The organism is Tautonia marina (assembly GCF_009177065.1).
Classification (GTDB): Bacteria; Planctomycetota; Planctomycetia; order Isosphaerales; family Isosphaeraceae; genus Tautonia; species Tautonia marina.
Map to the genome: position 1 here is coordinate 103,581 of NZ_WEZF01000014.1, position 15,847 is coordinate 119,427.

12 protein-coding genes and 1 pseudogene are annotated in these 15,847 nt (G+C 67.7%); 3 read left to right on the forward strand and 10 right to left on the reverse strand.

The features are described 5' to 3' along the window. Positions 1-260 precede the first annotated feature (260 nt). Complete coding sequence (locus GA615_RS17325) at positions 261-2,348, forward strand: vWA domain-containing protein (protein WP_152052578.1); 2,088 nt, start codon at positions 261-263, stop codon at positions 2,346-2,348. Positions 2,349-2,470: 122 nt separating this feature from the next. On the opposite strand, the gene GA615_RS17330 is transcribed toward GA615_RS17325, so the two are convergent. The 4 genes from GA615_RS17330 to GA615_RS17345 all read right to left on the reverse strand — a co-directional run bounded on the left by GA615_RS17330 (position 2,471) and on the right by GA615_RS17345 (position 5,809). Next, positions 2,471-3,412, reverse strand: a complete 942-nt coding sequence (locus GA615_RS17330; protein ID WP_152052579.1) for a DUF1559 family PulG-like putative transporter — start codon at positions 3,410-3,412, stop codon at positions 2,471-2,473. A 93-nt stretch (positions 3,413-3,505) separates the two neighbouring features. Further along, positions 3,506-4,741 (reverse strand): cytochrome-c peroxidase, encoded by a 1,236-nt coding sequence (locus GA615_RS17335; protein WP_235905523.1) that lies wholly within the window; start codon positions 4,739-4,741, stop codon positions 3,506-3,508. Between the two features lie 147 nt (positions 4,742-4,888). Beyond that, positions 4,889-5,395: a hypothetical protein gene (locus GA615_RS17340; RefSeq protein WP_152052580.1), complete on the reverse strand. Its 507-nt coding sequence runs from the start codon at positions 5,393-5,395 to the stop codon at positions 4,889-4,891. Positions 5,396-5,533: 138 nt separating this feature from the next. Next, positions 5,534-5,809, reverse strand: coding sequence for a hypothetical protein (locus GA615_RS17345; protein ID WP_152052581.1), 276 nt, complete (start codon positions 5,807-5,809; stop codon positions 5,534-5,536). 277 nt (positions 5,810-6,086) lie between these two features. On the opposite strand from GA615_RS17345, the gene surE reads away from it, so the two are divergent. Together surE and GA615_RS17355 are read left to right on the forward strand one after the other, a co-directional pair. Further along, positions 6,087-6,860, forward strand: coding sequence for a 5'/3'-nucleotidase SurE (surE, locus tag GA615_RS17350; protein ID WP_152052582.1), 774 nt, complete (start codon positions 6,087-6,089; stop codon positions 6,858-6,860). Between the two features lie 1,490 nt (positions 6,861-8,350). Further along, entirely contained in the window at positions 8,351-8,941 is a 591-nt protein-coding gene (locus tag GA615_RS17355) for a hypothetical protein (RefSeq protein WP_152052583.1), read from the forward strand. An 8-nt stretch (positions 8,942-8,949) separates the two neighbouring features. Here the strand turns inward: GA615_RS17355 and GA615_RS28200 are convergent. The 6 genes and pseudogenes from GA615_RS28200 to GA615_RS17385 form a co-directional block, all read right to left on the reverse strand. After that, positions 8,950-9,114: pseudogene (locus GA615_RS28200) on the reverse strand (IS630 family transposase); the annotation flags it as partial. Between the two features lie 478 nt (positions 9,115-9,592). Next, positions 9,593-9,925: a type II toxin-antitoxin system HicB family antitoxin gene (locus GA615_RS17365; protein WP_152052584.1), complete on the reverse strand. Its 333-nt coding sequence runs from the start codon at positions 9,923-9,925 to the stop codon at positions 9,593-9,595. Continuing rightward, positions 9,922-10,185 (reverse strand): type II toxin-antitoxin system HicA family toxin, encoded by a 264-nt coding sequence (locus tag GA615_RS17370; RefSeq protein ID WP_152052585.1) that lies wholly within the window; start codon positions 10,183-10,185, stop codon positions 9,922-9,924. Before GA615_RS17370 ends, GA615_RS17365 begins: the two co-directional genes overlap by 4 nt. A gap of 179 nt (positions 10,186-10,364) precedes the next feature. Further along, the gene (gene ppk2, locus GA615_RS17375; RefSeq protein WP_152052586.1) at positions 10,365-11,453 is read right to left on the reverse strand and encodes a polyphosphate kinase 2; all 1,089 of its coding nucleotides are present in this window, start codon (positions 11,451-11,453) and stop codon (positions 10,365-10,367) included. 382 nt (positions 11,454-11,835) lie between these two features. After that, the gene (locus GA615_RS17380) at positions 11,836-15,174 is read right to left on the reverse strand and encodes a WD40 repeat domain-containing serine/threonine protein kinase (RefSeq protein ID WP_152052587.1); all 3,339 of its coding nucleotides are present in this window, start codon (positions 15,172-15,174) and stop codon (positions 11,836-11,838) included. After that, entirely contained in the window at positions 15,171-15,779 is a 609-nt protein-coding gene (locus GA615_RS17385) for a sigma-70 family RNA polymerase sigma factor (RefSeq protein ID WP_161602400.1), read from the reverse strand. Before GA615_RS17385 ends, GA615_RS17380 begins: the two co-directional genes overlap by 4 nt. Positions 15,780-15,847: the final 68 nt, after the last annotated feature.

Below are 15,847 nucleotides of genomic sequence, written 5' to 3' on the forward strand. Positions count from 1 at the left end.
ACTGTTCGATCCCGTCCGTTGTCGCACGATCCTCGACGTTCGTCTGCTTCCGATTCGAGGACCCAGCTCCCCGGCTCACGTCGCGGCCGGGGGGTGATCGAATCGATGAGGAATGACCCCCCGAGATCGAGATTCCGCCTTGTGCTCCAGGTCCCGAAGCGGCCTGGAGCAGGTTCGAATCCGCCTCGCATCGGTCGTCTGACCGCAGCCGCGGACGCCGATTCGAACCGACCGCAAGGTCACCGCCCCGGGAGGACCGCATGAGCACCCAGATCTCCCGCTCCGACGCCGACCTGCTTGGCACCTCCGATACGCCGGTCTCCACTGCTCCCGGCGCGGTCGAGGCCATTGCCACCACCGAGTCGCCCGCTCGATCGGCCGGCAATCGGCCCCCGATCCCCGACGCCTCGACCCCTTCGCCGGAACCGAGCGACGCGGCCCCCAAGGAGGCCAAGCCCGCCAAGCCGGCCCGGAAACCTCGGACGAGACGGAGAGCCCCGGTCTGGAAGTGGGACGCGCCCAGCTGGGGCGTCTCGCTGATGGTCCACATCGCGGTGCTCGTGGCCCTCGGTTTGATGGCCGTCGGGGGCCAGATCGAACCGCTTGCCGGCTCGATCGACGCCGGCACCGAGGATACGAGCCGGGCCGAGGAGGATCTGACCGCCCTCTACGCCGAACCCTCGGCCGACGAGCGCGAGCTGGCCGTGGGAGACCCGACGAGCATGCTCGCCCCCGGCGCTCCCTCGGCCACCCCGGCCATCCGGACGGCCACGGCCGAGGTCAGCGAAACCAGGAGCCTCGCCGGCATGATCGACATCGCCGTGCCGACGCCCAGCACCTCGCTCATTCCGTCCACCGGCACCCTCAACCGCGACCTCAGCGGCGGCCGGCGGATCAGCGGCGAGACCGGCCGCCCGACCGACGGCTACGGCGAGGCGCTCGACCAGCTCGCCCGGGAGATTCTGGCCCACCTGGCCACCAGCCGCGTCACCGTCCTCTGGATGTTCGACGAGTCGGGCAGCATGAAGGACGACCAGCGGATGATCCGAGACAAGTTCGACCGGGTCATCAGCGAGCTGCGCATCCAGGTTCCCAGCGATCGGCGAGAGGCCGGCGACCTGGAGCACGCCATCATCGGCTTCGGCGAGACGATCCATTACGAGGACTCCCGCCCCCGGGCCGACCTGGAGGACATCCGTCAGGCCATCGACGGCCTTCGGGTCGACGAGTCGGGCGTCGAGCGGACGATGAAGGCCGGGTTTGAGGCACTGGCCCGATACAGCCGGATCATCGAAAAGGATCGCAAGGTTCTGATGGTCCTGATTACCGACGAGTCGGGAGACGACGGCGATCTGGTCGAACAGGCTCGGCTGGCGATGGTCAACCGAGGGGTGACGGCCTACGTGCTCGGCCGCCAGTCGATGTTCGGCTACGACACGGTTCGGCTCCGCTACCAGGACCCGGTGACCGGCGACATCTACTGGCCGACGATCGCCCGAGGACCCGAAACTGCCGGCCTGGAGATGCTCCAGTGGGACGGCCTCTGGAAAGACCGCCACGACGAGCAGCCCTCCGGCTTCGCCCCTTATGAGCTGGCCCGCCTGGTCAAGGATACCGGCGGCATCTTCTTCCTCTTGCCCAACGAGGAAGAGCTGCGCAACCGGCCGGGCGGTGAGAAGGCCTACCCCTTCGAGACCCTCAAGGAATACTCGCCCGACTACAGCCCCCGGGCCGACTACGCCTCTCGGGTCGCCCAGAGCGATCTGCGGCGGACGATGAACGAGATCATCCAGCTCACCCAGAAGGACTTCGGCTTCGAGCGGCACTTCCCGGTCAACCCGCCTGAGCTGGGCCAGAAGATCGCCCAGGAACTGCCCAAGGTCGAGATTCAGCTCCGTGCCCTGCGGGAGATCGAGACCCGACTCCGCGCCATGGAGCCGGCCCGCGATAAGGAGGTCAACCGCCGCTGGCAGGCCAACTACGACCTGATGCTCGCCCAGGTCGTCGCCTTCCAGATCAAGGCCTACGAATACCGGGCCTGCCTGGCCGAAATGGTGAGCCTGGCCAATCAGGGGAAGCTCAAGCCCAAGAACCCGCCCATCCCCAACCAGCGCCGAACCGACTGGGTCATCAACCACTCCGGCAAGAAAAAGGCCCCGACTGAGGAAACCGAGAAGCGCTACGCCGAGGCGACCCAACTGCTCAACGAGGTGATCGAACGCCATCCCGACACCCCCTGGGCCGACCTGGCGCAACTGACCCTCAACCGCGGCCTCGGCTGCGACTGGTCGGAGTGGAGCGTCCACCCCGACTACAACAAGCGGGCCGCCCTGGTGCCGAAGTACTGACCGGGGCCGAAACCCGATCGCGGCCCGATCCACTCACCCGCAAGCCGGGGGTCAAGCCGACATAAGATGCCGGCTTGATCCTCCCCGGACCTGGTGTTCCCCGATGGCGGTGAGCGGAGCGATCAGAGCTTGTCGGCCGAGATGATCTCGCCGCCGGCTCGGGTCATCAACGCGGCGAAGGTGGCGGCGTCGATCGTCTCCTTGACGAAGCGGACCGAGCCGTCGGCCATGCCCAGGTGGGCGCCTCCCGGGTGGAAGCTGTAGACGGCGAAGCGGTTCGAGCAGTTGACCATGCACGAGCCCTTGCCGGCTCCTGAGCCGTTGTAGCCCCAGGCAACGAAGACGTTCCCCTCGGCCCAGCCGCAGATCAGGACGCTGGTGGCGGCCGACGTGCCGGCGTTCGGGACAGGCTGTCGGCCGCGATACATGAGCGGTCGGCCCGCGCTTTCGAGGAACATGGCCGTGTTCGAGGTGCCGTCGCGGATCTCCTGGATCTTGCGGCGCCCGCTGTTGGAATTGCCCTGGAAGACGCCGTCGGTGTTCGGCCTCGGGCCGGGCAAGACCGCCGGAGGGGCCCAGAGGTTCGAGTTGATTCCGGCCCCGGCGGCATAGTCGGCCGCGGCGGCCGGCCAGCGCTCGACCGAGTCGCGCAGGTCGGCCGGGATGGTCGCCGGAAAGAACGGATTCATCAACGGAGACTCAGGAGTGCTCGGGCAGAGGAAGACCGACAGCGGGAACTGCACGGCCGTGCTGTTGGCCATCACCCGGAAGTGATCCTCGTGGTTGTAGGCGTCGAACAGGTTGCCTTGCTCGAAGTAAGGGAGGAGCTGGGCTCCCCAGTAGCGGATTGGGCTGTTTTCGTTGGTCGGGAAGGAGTCGAAGGCGGTGTAGAAGTTGTGGGCCGCCAGACCCAGTTGCCGCAGGTTGTTGGCACACTGGGCGCGTCGGGCGGCTTCTCGGGCGGCCTGAACGGCCGGCAGCAAGAGGGCGATCAGGACGCCGATGATGGCAATGACGACCAGAAGCTCGATGAGCGTGAAACCTCGGCGATGGGCCGCGGGCATGGATGAAACTCCGGCGGGACGAAGGATCAAGGGATGGTGATCGGGCAAACGCTCGCGAGGGACCTTCGCGGAAGCGTTGCCGGGGTGGGCGTGTCAGGACGCGGGCGAGTGATCGTGCAGGCCGGGCAAGGTCGGTGGTCGGACCCGGGTTTTCGGCTCGGTCAGGGATTCGAGGAAGGCCCGCAGGTCGTCGCGGTCCTGGGCGTTCAGGCCGAGCGGTTTGAGCAAGGGAGACTTCGTCGGAAAGAGCGGGTCGTCCTTCTGATCCTCCCGAGGCCGAAGGGTGGCCATGCCGGCGTCGTACATGCGGAGGACACCGTCCAGCTCGAACAGGCCGTTGTGCATGTAAGGGCTGGTCGATGCGATGTTCCGCAGGCTCGGCGTGCGGAAGCGTCCGACGTCCTCGGGGGCCTCGGTGACTCGGTAGCGGCCGAGGTCCTCAAACAATCGGCCGTAGTAGCTCAGGCCGAGGTCGTGGAACCGGCCGTCGCTGAGATTCGGTCCGTGGTGGCAGTTCAGGCACCGGGCCTCGCGGCGGAACAGGTCGAGCCCGGAGATGGCGGCGTCGGAGAGGGCCTCGCGGTTCCCTTTCAGAAAGGCGTCGAACCGGCTCCGGCCACCGACCAGAGTGCGCTCATACGTGGCAATCGCCTGGGCTGCCCGTTCGAGGGTGATCCCTTCGGAGTCGAACGCGTCGGCAAAGGCGGCTTGATATTCGGGGATCTCGACCAGCCGGGCGATGATCGCCTCATCGGAGTGCATTTCCTGCGGGTTTCGCAAGACGGCCTCGGCCTGCTCCTCCAGCGAGCCGGCGCGGCCGTCCCAGAAGAGGAACGGGAAGAAGGCCGTGTTCTGGACGGTCGGGGCGTTGCGCTTGAGCAGCGCTCGATTGTGGCCGAACGAGGTGGTCCGGCCGTCGGCCCAGCCGAGGTCCGGGTCGTGGCACGAGGCGCAGGCGATCTGCCCCGATCCGGAGAGCCTCGGGTCGAAGAAGAGCATCTTCCCCAACTCGGCCTTGGCATCGGAGTACGGGTTCTCAGGCGGGTGCGGCGGCTCGGGCAAGAGGCCCAGCTCGACCCACTCCACCCCCTCGTCCACGAGAGGCGCCGGCCAGTCGGACGGAGGCCCGGCGTAGATGTCCCGAAGCATGGCGATCCGGGCCCGACGGGCCTCGGGGTCTTCCATCGCTCGGGGGGGCGGGCGGTCGGGCCTGGCTTGCGATCGGGCCTGCCCCGGCAGGATTGCCGGCAGGGCAAGGATCGCCAGCACGAAGATCAAGGGCCGCGATCCCCGAGAGGGATCGGGCCGGTCGGTTGCGACGGCGGGCACGGCAAGGGGCTCTCGATCAGTCGTGGGGTGGGTCGGTCGCAGGTGGGCGAGAGTGAGACTCAGTCTCAGAGGTTTGCGATCGTACCGCGATCCGATCGGGGATGTCAAGCGCATGGGTTCGGCTCGGGGCGATTTCGCAAGGGAGGTTCAGAGGGCCTTGGCCAGGGCGCGGAGCAGTTGCAGGGCGAACAGGACGACGGCGGCCAGGATGGCGGCGGCGACGGTGATCGCGAGGATCGTGGCCGCGATCTCGCCGAAGGTGCGTTCGAGGGGGGTGGGCTCGTCGTCTCCCCGATTGACCCGGAGCACCCGGGCGATCAGGTAGCCGACCGACGGCCCGACGATCAGGGCCAGGCCGACGACCATCCCCGCCCTGCCCTGCCCGACCGCCAGGAAGACCGCCACCACGGCCACGCCGATCATCGTCGTCGCCAGCGAGATCCGGGGCCGGAGCCACGTCCCCCGGGGCGATTGCGGGCCGATCTCCGAGGGGGGCTCGACCTTCGGTTCGACCGGGGCGGTCGTCGCCGTCGCGGGCAGATCGGCCCCGCAGAGCCAGCAGTTCGAGGCGCCGAGCAGGTTGGCCGTCTTGCAGCTTGGGCAGCTTGGCGGCTCGGGCCAGGTGGCGGCATCGGTCGGGCGGTCGTCAGTCATCGGCCTGGTCCCGTTTGGAGGAGCATTTGCGGGGATCGGGTCTCATGAAAACGTTCGAGTATAAGATGGTATTAGGATTCCGCCAAGGATGTCTGTCATGAGCCAGAGGACGAGCCAGAGGGCCGGGAGAACGAGGATTCAGGTCATCAAGGCGAGGCAGAGGAAGAACGCCCCCCCGGCCGGGCCGGGGCGCTGGCCTTTGTCGCGTTCGGCCAGCCTGATGAGCCACGCATGGAGTGCCGCGGTCGATCCCAGGAGCAGGGCGATCAAGGCCCCCCGCACGGGATCGTCCCGGGAGAGCGCCAGGCAGGCGGCGATGACGGCAATGGCGAGCATCACCGACCGGAGGCGGAAGGTCCGGGGCGGTCCCTGGCCGGGGGTCGTTGGGGAGGCAATCGGCGTCGGATCGGCCATGAGGCGATGCTCCCCCGGGACGATGCGCCTTGGGGATCAGGACGTGAGGCGCGAATGGCTCCTCGATCGTGCCCGCGGGCGGGTGGCCGTGCCAAGGGGGGAGTGGGCCGGCCGAATCGATCGGGGACGATTGACGACGGTCGGCGGCGGCCGGTACGATCCAACACCAGGAACGAGGCGAATCGAAGCAAAGGGTTCGGAACGGGAATCCGAACGCCCCGCAGTTGGCCCCCTTGCCCCGCCGTTTCGAGCGTCTCCCGACCCGGGTGGTTTGACCGTGCGCATCTTGCTGACGAACGACGACGGGGTGTATGCCGCCGGCCTGCGGGCCTTGCACAAGGAACTGACGAAGCTCGGCGAGGTGACGGTGATCGCCCCGGCTCTGGAACAGAGCGGCGTCGGCCACGCGATCACCTTGCTCGACCCGTTGATCGTCTCGTCGATCGACGACGTGGACGGCTCTCAGCTTGGGCTGGCCGTCGAGGGGAGCCCGGCCGACTGCGTGAAGCTGGCGATTTACGAGCTGATGGATCGGCCGCCGGACCTGATCGTCTCGGGGATCAACCACGGGGCGAACGCGGGGATCAACGTCCTGTACTCGGGCACGGTGGCCGCGGCGATCGAGGGGGCCTTCTTCGAGATCACCAGTGTTGCCGTCTCGCTCGAATACAGTGAGCACTTCGACTTCCCCTATGCCGCCCGCCACGCGAGGCGGGTGATCGAGACGATCCTGAGCAACAACCCCCCGGCCGGGTCGTTGTTCAACGTGAACATCCCGTCGCACAACCGAGGGGAGCCGAAGGGGATCAAGGTGGTGCCGATGGGGGTCGGCCGCCACGGCGAAGGGTTCGAGCGCCGCCGCGACCCGAGGGGCCGCACTTACTACTGGATGACCTATTCCCCCCCCTTCCGCCTCGAAGGGGAGGCCAGCGACGTGATCGCCCTGGCCGACGGGAACATCACCGTCACCCCACTCCAGTTCGACATGACCCGCCACAACCAGCTCGATGCGGTCCGCGACTGGACCTGGCCGGGGCCGGAATCCTCCTGACCGCGATCCGCCCCCTCGCCCCTCGCCGGTGTCTCTCCGACCGTCCTGATCGACGCCCGGTGCGCTCCCTGCGTCCAGGCGGTGCGCCCCGGGCGTTCGTCGTAAGTCGTGGCGATACAGCCAGAACCGACGAATTCGAGGGTTCGTTTCGGGACGTCGGCCGGGGAAATGGGTTCGTTTCGTCACGCTCGGCCGCGGCGTTCGGACGCAGGGCCCGGCGGGGGAATGGGTTCGTTTCGTCGGGCGTGGTTGCCCGGCCTGGACGGGGCGCCCAACGGTCGGATGGGTTCGTTTCGTCAGGCTTGGAAGATCGGGTCGACTGGCCGGGGGGAGCCTCGGTGCGCCTGGCAGGATGGGCCTGGTGCGCCGAGGAGGATTGACGCAACGTCTTTTCAAGGAAGGACTCGCGGCTCAATCGGGGCTTCGTTTCGGGAATGGACGCCCTCGGAATGGCTTCGTTTCGCGCCCGGGATCCGGGGCGGTCTGCGAGGCGAAGGTGCGCCTCGGGTGCGCCGCCTGGTGCGCTCCACCATGGGGTGAGACGTTTGGGATGGCTGGACACGGCCGGTCGGCGGTGTCCAGGCGGCGAAGCCGCACGAGGCGATCGTGGGACCGACGGCGTGATGGGGATGCGGGGCGGGGGGAGACGCCTCGTGTGCCTGCGGCACCCAGACAACGCGATGCGTTGTCTGGGACACCCGAAGCAAGCAGTCATGCCGCCCGTCGCCCATGTCTGCAAGCATAAGACTTGGGGCGGCTCGATGGGGAGGTGGGGCGGGGCTCTGTCTTGCGGATTTTCAAAGAACGGGCGGACGCGAAGGGGGGCCCTACGGCCCGGCTCGATCCGATCCCGGCGCGGGAGCAGGGCGAGGGGAGCGCAAAAGGCGACGAAGGCCCCTTCCCTGATAAGATCGTGAAATGCGGGGGCGGCAGTCACATTTCCTCCGGGACGGCGGAAGATATCAGGCGGGGGGAGGGGTCGGTCGGCGTCTTGATCATCCGATCAGGAGGGGCCAGAATGAGGCGGCCGCGCGGGTGGCCCCGGTTGCTTCGCCAACCGGGGTCGCGAAGCGACGAGAGGTCACGGAGAAGCATCCCGACGCCTCTTGCGGCTGCGCCACCCCGGTTGACGAGCAACCGGGGCCACCCGCGAGGGGCCGCATATCTGGTAATCCTCGCTCGTTTGGCACACAATCTCACCTTACCTTTGAGCGACTCAACGACCGCTTGAATCGTCGCCTGATCGATCAAGGCAGTTCGTTCAGAGTAGCAACAGAAGAGTTTCGTGATGCCGCTGGTGTCGTAGTTGGTAGACGTGCTAGAGGTTCGATTGGTGCTGATGCCGTCATCCGAAATCTTGACGATGCTTCTGTGCTTGAGATTCTTGACCTGAAGACGCACGGGGGTATCCTGCGACCGATTTCTCCTTCACGACAGACGCAGTTTGGAACACGATTTGGCGCACCAGCGCAGGAGATATTTAGACAGCGATGACGCCCAAACAGTTTGACAAAGTAGCACGACAACTCTTCGCAGATGTATTGTCGGCTTACGGATTCAGTTGTGAGGAATCACGATTCTGCACGTTTTACCGTCAGCATTCTGATGAAGTGTTTCATTTCGTACTTCCTGACTTGGGGATTTGTGGGACGTGGTTTGACGTGAAAGTGTTTCCGGCATCTCCATTGCTTGACCCGTTGTTCAAAGAGCAATTTCCCGATGACGTGGGGGTTCCGACAGACAGCTTTTCGTACTTGAGTGAACGAGGCATTGGTCTCGATCAGGAAAAGTTCAACTGCAAAACCGAGGATAATTTGCGCCGTCGATTTGAGTCGAGCGTGCGACCGGCACTGGAAGAACGGGCGATACCCTACCTCGATCAATTCCGTTCGATTGATGACATCGTCCCAGTGTTGAGAAACCCTATGTTCCGTGGGATCGGACTGCATTGTATTGGCAAGATGGAAGAAGCCATTCCGCTGCTCCAACAACAAAGGGAAAGGTTGTCATTGTCGGACAGCGATGCCCCCGCCATTTCAGCACGGCTTAGGTTCATCGAAGAATTACTCGAAGGCCATTAGAGCGATGTTCATGTTGGTGTAGCGGCGTAGCCGCAATGCGTGAAGAAGTTCCGACATTCTCGCAAGTCGAACTCGCCAACTAACCGACCGATCCGCCGCCACAGCCGCCCGACTATCCGCTCCCCGGCCTTGCGTAGCAGGGCCTTGAGCTTGGCGAAGGCCTGCTCGATCGGGAGCCGAAAACGGGGACATTCCGAATATCGACATTTGTCGTAGATCAAAGCTCACCTCTTCCCCACCTGCGGCCTCAGCCTGAGCAGGGCCCGCCCCCGCGACGCCCTGGACGGCCTACGACGGCGTGCACGCCTACGCCGACTTCGACGGCTCCGGCACGCTGCAAACCCGCTACCTGCACGGGCCGGCCGTGGACATGCTCCTGGCCCGCACCTCCGCCGCCGGCACCACCGCCTGGTACCTGACCGACCGCCTCGGCTCGCTGCGCGACCTGGCCAGCACCTCCGGCACCGTGATCAACCACGTCGCCTACGACGGCTTCGGACGCGTCGTCAGCGAGTCCAGCCCGGCGAACGGCGACCGCTTCAAGTTCACCGGACGCCGCCGTCGCCGGGCTGCCGAAGGGGATCGGCGCGGGACTCGGCGTCGAGGGTCGTCCCGACGGCAAGCCGACGGGGGAGACGCGGGCGGTCACGTTCACTCGGAGTGGGCGAGGGCCTGGTGGGCGAGGTGGCGGATGAGCTCGTTGAGGCTGAGGGACTGGGACTCGGCGAGGAGGGCGAGTTGGCGGTGGAGGTCGGGGCCGAGGCGGACCTGGAAGTTGCCGGAGTAGGGGCGCTCGGGGAGCTCGCCGCGCGATCGGCAGAATTCGAGGTAGTCGTCGATCGAGTCGCGGAAGGCCTGCTCGGCGTCGTCGACGGTGGAGCCTTCGAAGGTGATGACGTCGCGGAGGCCGACGACCCGGCCGTGGATGCGCCGGGCCTCGGTATCGACCTCCATCCGACCCAGATAGCCCTTATAGGTGATCATGAGGATTCCTCGGCCCGAATCAGGAATTCACGAACGGCTTCGACGGTTCCCTTGCTGGCCTCTTTCTCCGGGTGAGGACGGTGGAAGACGGCTCGGACGCCGTTGAGATGGACCCGGACGCGGGAGCCTCGGCCCTCGGTGATCTCGGCTCCCAGGGCACCGAGCAGGGCCTCGATGGCTCGCCAGGAAAGGTCGCCTCGCGTTGGTGTTTCGAAGACCGCGTCGCGGGTCGTCCGGTGCTTGCGGCTCAATCGGGCCATGGGTCCCCCACGCCTGCCAGGCAATGGTACCACAGGGTGATACCATTCTCCATGGTACGAGAGGGGCATGTGAAGGACAAGGGTTTCGAACCGTTGCCGGGGCCGATGCCTACCCGTCTGGGGGTGGCGCGATCCCGGCGACCCCGGGGCCCTGCACGATTCGATTCCATGCGGTGAAACTACCCCATGTTGCCGGTGAAGCTGGCGCGGCCGACGATGAGGGGGTCGGTCTGGCCGACCTTGCTCGAGTCCTTGCCGCTGTAATCGAGCGAGCGCAGGACGTATCGCATGGCGTTGAGCCGGGCGCGCTTCTTGCAGTCGGACTTGACGACGATCCAGGGGCATTCGGAATGGTCGGTGTGGAAGAACATTGCCTCCTTGGCCGTCGTGTAGTCGTCCCACTTGTCCAGTGAGGCCTGGTCGATGGGGCTGAGCTTCCACTGTTTGAGGGGGTGGATCTCACGCTCTCGGAAGCGGCGGCGCTGCTCCTTGCGGCTGACCGAGAACCAGAACTTGATCAGATGAATGCCGCTGTTGACCAGGTGGCGTTCGATCTCCGGGGCCTGGTGCATGAAGGCGGCGTAGTCTTCGTTGGAGCAGAAGCCCATCACCCGCTCGACCCCGGCGCGGTTGTACCAGGAGCGGTCAAACAGCACGATCTCGCCGTGGGTGGGCATGTGCTTGAGGTAGCGCTGGAAGTACCACTGGCCTTGTTCCTCGGAGGTCGGCTTCTCCAGGGCGACCACGCGAGCGCCGCGGGGGTTCAGGTGCTCCATGAACCGCTTGATGGTGCCACCCTTGCCGGCGGCATCGCGGCCCTCGAAGAAGATGACGATGCGCTGGCCGGTCTCCTTCACCCAGGCCTGGAGCTTGAGCAGCTCGACCTGCAGCTGGTACTTCTGGCGCTCGTAGCTTTTGCGAGAGAGGCGGTTCTTGTACGGGTAGACGGCGCTTCGCCAGTCATCGACCAGCTCGTCGTCGGGGCTGATCGGCAAGCGGGTTTCGAAGGTCTGCCAGCGGGCGAGGGCGGCCTTCAGGGCCTCGGCGTCGTCGGGAGAGGCTCCTTCCAGGATGGCTTCCAGGGTCTTCAGGGCTTGCTGGTAGCTCTCTGGCCTGGGCTCCGTGCTGTTGAGGACATCTTCGGCGGCGCTGGCCTGCGCGTCCTGAGCTTCCAGGCTCTGCTGGAGCACGGTGAAGGTCTCCACGTTCCTGGCCAACGCGTTGGTCTTTTCGGTTGGGAAGTCTCTGCCCTGAGTGTTCTGGCTCATCTGCTGTTCCCCTCCGCCGCGATCGATCCCAAGGGTGAGACACGCTTCCAAAGACCCTCAATCCCGCAACATCCGAGCGCCGGATGCCGCAGGATGAGATCCAATCATGGCCGCTCTCCAGCCGAGCGGCACATGAAGAAGTCGGCGGACGTTCGACGGCCGCCCCCGGAGCACGCCCAATGAACCAAACGTCTCCACGCCTCTCTTCCATGCTAATCCAGTGGCGCGAGGCATGCCAGAACCGGATTCCCGAGCATCCTCGACCCCTCGACCGCCGGGGTCGTCTCTCCGCAACATTCCAAGGGCCGGTCTTCGGACCACGAACCGTTCGGAGGGGGCCGGGGGCTGATCCGATGACTTGAGGAGATCAAATTGGTGTCTGTCAATTCGACGAGACGGTCGCCTTCGCGTGCCAGATCCGGAGCCAGGCGTTGCCCTCGGCGGACGGGCTGGAGGCGGCCAGGGCGGAGCCGTCGGCCGAGAAGCAGAGCTGCGAGACGGGCGGTCCGCCGGGCTCGACCAGGCGGAGCAGCTCTCGATGGGAGGCAACGTCCCAGAGCAAGACGGCGCCGCCCAGTCCACCGGTTGCCAGGGTGCGGCCGTCGGGGCTGAAGGCGGCCGAGAGGACGGCGCCGCGGTGTCCGGAGAGCGTTGCCAGCAGGCGGAGCGACCGGGCGTCCCAGAGGGTTGCCGTCGGCGACTTGCCCAGGGCGATGAGGTGCCGGTCATCGGCCGAGGGGACCAGGGCGTCGATCCAGGCCGGGTGCGTCTCTCCGGCCGGGTCGACCCTCCCCGGCCCCGAGACCTCCAGCCGGTGCGGTTCGTAGCTGGTCGAGACCAGCAGCGAGGACCCATCGGCTGCTGCCCAGAGGCCTGAGATGTCCAGGCCGCGAGCAGCGGGATCGACCCGGCCCAGTTCGGTCCCGGTTGCGACCTCGATGATCCGGGCGGCCGACTCCCCTCCGGACCAGGCGACCAGCGATCGGCCGTCCTGGGAGAATCCGAGCCTCCAGGCCGGGCCGGGAACCAGGGGGATCGATCGGTTCGGTCGGTCGTCGGTCGGGGTGATGGTCAGCGTGCCGTCGGCCGAGAGGGTGGCCGAAACCCGGCCGTCGGGAGCGAGGGCCGCCAGGCCCCCGGCCCCGGCGGGAGGGGATTTTGGGCGTGGCAGCGAGGCCCCCGATTGCGGGTCGATCGCCTCGATCCGGCCATCCGGCCCCAGCACCAACAGCGAACGCCCATCCGGCCCGAAGGCGATCCCGGAGGGGGAGTCGACCGACACGCGACCCTCGACGGGGCCGAGCCGGCCTGGGTCCCAGAGCCGGACGGAGCCGTCTCGGCCGGCGCTGGCCAGGGTGCGGCCGTCGGGGCTGAAGGCGACGCACCAGACCCGGTTGGTATGACCGGCCAGGGCCGCGATCGAGCGGCGTTGGTCCACGTCCCAGAGCCAGACCGCGTGGTCGTCGGTCGCCCCGGCCAGGGTGCGGCCGTCGGGGCTGAAGGCGACCGACTGGATCGAGCCTCCGACGGCGACGAGCCTCCCGACCGCTCGGGCGGCCTCGGAGTTGAACAGGTCGACGATGCCCCCCCGGCCGGCGGCCGCCAGGGTGCGGCCGTCCGGCGCGAAGGCGGCCCCGAAATAGCTTTGCGCGCGGCTGTCGGCCGGGACGATGCCCGAGGACCCCGGCCGCCTCGCCAGCGCGAATTCCCGGCCGCTCCCCGGCTTCAGGTCGAACAGGTCGAGCATCGAACCGTAGCCGACGACGGCCAGCCCCCGGCCGTCCGGCGAGACGGCGAACCCCTCGCACTGGTCGAGCCCGATCGGCCAGCGGCCCAGCGGCCGGCCGTCGGCCGCATCGAAGGCCAGGACCGCACCGGCCCGGTCGAGGGTCAGAAGGGATCGGCCATCCGGGGAGAACTCGGCGCCGAAGACCCAGTCGTCGTGCCCGTCGAGGACCAGGCGGGGGGCGTTCCCCTCGGCGTCGAGGTCGAAGACGCGGGCGGTGCCGTCGTCGCTGGCGGTGACGATCGAGCGGCCGTCGGGGCTGAAGCGGACGCCGTTGACCTCGTCGTTGTGGGCCTGGATCGTCCGGAGCAACGCTCCCGACCCGGGGTCCCAGAGGCGGACGGTCCCGTCCTTACCCGCCGAGGCGAGCCATCGGCCGTCGGGGCTGAAGCGGACGTGATAGACGTCTTCTCGGTGCCCCAGCAACGGGGGCCGATGCCCCCTGGTCTGGGCGTCGAGCAGCCGCCAGACGAAGTCGGGGCCGGGGGAGGTTCCGGGCTCGGGCCGGTGACGATCGAGCGCCTTGCGAGCCTCCCGGGCGTTGCCCCGGCGGAGGGCCCTCCTGGCGGCGACCAGATCGTCGGCGTACGCCCACCAGGCCGGCTCGGTCGACGGGGCGGCCTCGTCGCGGGCGGTCCCGGGCAGGGGCTCGGGCTTCGCGGCGACCTCCGCGACGGATCGGGCCTCGGCTGGTCCCGGTCGATCCTCCGGTTGATCCCGAGCGGCCAGCAGGGCGATGGTGCCGGCCGTGATCGCCAATCCCACCGAGACAATCGCCGCCGGCCTCCTTGCCAGGTTCCGGGCGTTTCGGAGGAGCGCGCCGTTGCGGACACCCGACGGCGAGGAGCCGTCGAGCCATTGGCGGAGGTCGTCGGCCAGGGCGTCGGCGTCGGGATAGCGGTCGGCGGATCGGGGGGCGAGGGATCTCAGACAGATGGCCTGCAGCGCCGTCGGGACGTCGGGCCGGAGCCGGCCCGGCGGGGTCGGCCTCGACCGGGCGGCGTTGACCAGGGTCTCAAGGGCACTCCTGCCCGCGTGCGGGGCACGCCCGCAGAGGGTGGCGTAGAGGATCGCGCCGAGCCCATAGACGTCGGCCTGTGTGCCGATGCGGCCAAGTGACGGGTCGGCCTGCTCGGGGGCCATATAGGGAGCCGAGCCGAGGGGGGTGAGGCTATTGCTGCCGCCGCCCGGCTCGTCAAGGAGCTTGGCCAGTCCGAAGTCCAGGACGCGGGGGACGAACGGCAGGCCGTCGGCCTCGGGGCGATCGAGCCGGTGGAGCAGCACGTTGCTCGGCTTCAGGTCGCGGTGCAGCACCCCCCGGCGGTGAGCATGGGCCACGCCCGTGGCCAGCATCAACGCGATCCTGGCCGCCTCGATGGGATCGACCGGCCCGGGGCGATCGGCGAGCCATTCGGCCAGCGTCGGCCCGTCGCAGAAGGGAGAGACGAGGTAGACGATCGACGACTCCTCGCCGACCTCCAGCAACGGGACGATGTTGGGATGGTCGAGCATCGCCGCGGCCTGGGCCTCGCGGAAAAAGCGACGGCGGACCTCCTCGTCGGGCAAGAACTCCGGCCTGGGGAGCTTCAGGGCCACCCGGCGTCCGGCGCGTGGGTCGACGGCCCGGTAGACGACGCCGAAGCTTCCCCGGCCCAGCTCGCCCTCGATCTCGAACCGGCCAAACCGTCCTGGATGCCCGTCGAGCCCTGGCCATCCTCGTCCCCTCGGCCAGACGCGTTCCATCAGGCGGAGCACATCCATCTCTCCGAGGAGGGGCGGGGATGCGTCGTTGTCCGGCTCCGGTTCCGACTCGGTGGGGGTTTTTCCTGAGGCGAGCCGCTCGTCGAACCGGGCGAGCCGATCGGCCAGCCGATCGTCGTCGGGGCCGGCCGGGCCGTCGGGAGCGTCATCCGGGGGCCGGGGATCGGGGCTCATCCCTCGACCCCCTCCCCGGCCAGTTCGCCGCGGAGTCGGCGGATCGCCCGGAGCCAGCGCTTCCTGGCCGCGACGTTGGAGCAGCCGAGCCGACGCCCGAGTTCCTCGAAGGAGCACTCCTCGATGTGCCTCCAGAGCACCAGGCGCGCGTCCTGGTCGTCGAGCCGGCCGATCGCCTCCCGAAGCGCCCGCTCCTCGTCCCGGCGCACGGCCTTGGTGCCGGGAGACGGCGAGTCGATCGCCAGCGCCCGCACCCCATCCCGTTCGGCATGGATCGGCACCTCCCGATCCACGGAGCGCTTCTCGGTTCCCCGGAATTTGCGGACGGCGTGGGCGATCTGGTGTTCCAGGATGCTCCGGAGCCAGGCGAGGAGGTCTTCCGGAGACGTTCCCTGGAAGTGGTTGAACTGGCGGACGGCGACCATCATCGCCTCCTGCACCACGTCCGAGGCCCCTTCCTTGACGCGGACGGTCCTGCCCATGTTCCTCCTCGCCTCGGCGAGCAGGGCCGGCCGATGGGCCTCGATCGCCATGACACCGGCCCTGCCCTCCGGGGCAGCCCGGCGGACCTCTCCGTCTCGTCCCGGCGTGTTGGCAAGGCTCATGAGCTGTCCCGGATCGTCGATGCCATCGGAACTCGTTTCGCCACCGAACATTTTGGCGCCCAGTCGCC

Coding starts and splice junctions, on each gene's coding strand:
- GA615_RS17325 (WP_152052578.1), top strand. CDS start 261: ATGAGCACCCAGATCTCCCGCTCCGACGCCGACCTGCTTGGCACCTCC.
- GA615_RS17330 (WP_152052579.1), bottom strand. CDS start 3,412: ATGCCCGCGGCCCATCGCCGAGGTTTCACGCTCATCGAGCTTCTGGTC.
- GA615_RS17340 (WP_152052580.1), bottom strand. CDS start 5,395: ATGACTGACGACCGCCCGACCGATGCCGCCACCTGGCCCGAGCCGCCA.
- GA615_RS17345 (WP_152052581.1), bottom strand. CDS start 5,809: ATGGCCGATCCGACGCCGATTGCCTCCCCAACGACCCCCGGCCAGGGA.
- GA615_RS17355 (WP_152052583.1), top strand. CDS start 8,351: ATGACGCCCAAACAGTTTGACAAAGTAGCACGACAACTCTTCGCAGAT.
- GA615_RS17365 (WP_152052584.1), bottom strand. CDS start 9,925: ATGATCACCTATAAGGGCTATCTGGGTCGGATGGAGGTCGATACCGAG.
- GA615_RS17370 (WP_152052585.1), bottom strand. CDS start 10,185: ATGGCCCGATTGAGCCGCAAGCACCGGACGACCCGCGACGCGGTCTTC.
- ppk2 (WP_152052586.1), bottom strand. CDS start 11,453: ATGAGCCAGAACACTCAGGGCAGAGACTTCCCAACCGAAAAGACCAAC.
- GA615_RS17380 (WP_152052587.1), bottom strand. CDS start 15,174: ATGAGCCCCGATCCCCGGCCCCCGGATGACGCTCCCGACGGCCCGGCC.
- GA615_RS17385 (WP_161602400.1), bottom strand. CDS start 15,779: ATGAGCCTTGCCAACACGCCGGGACGAGACGGAGAGGTCCGCCGGGCT.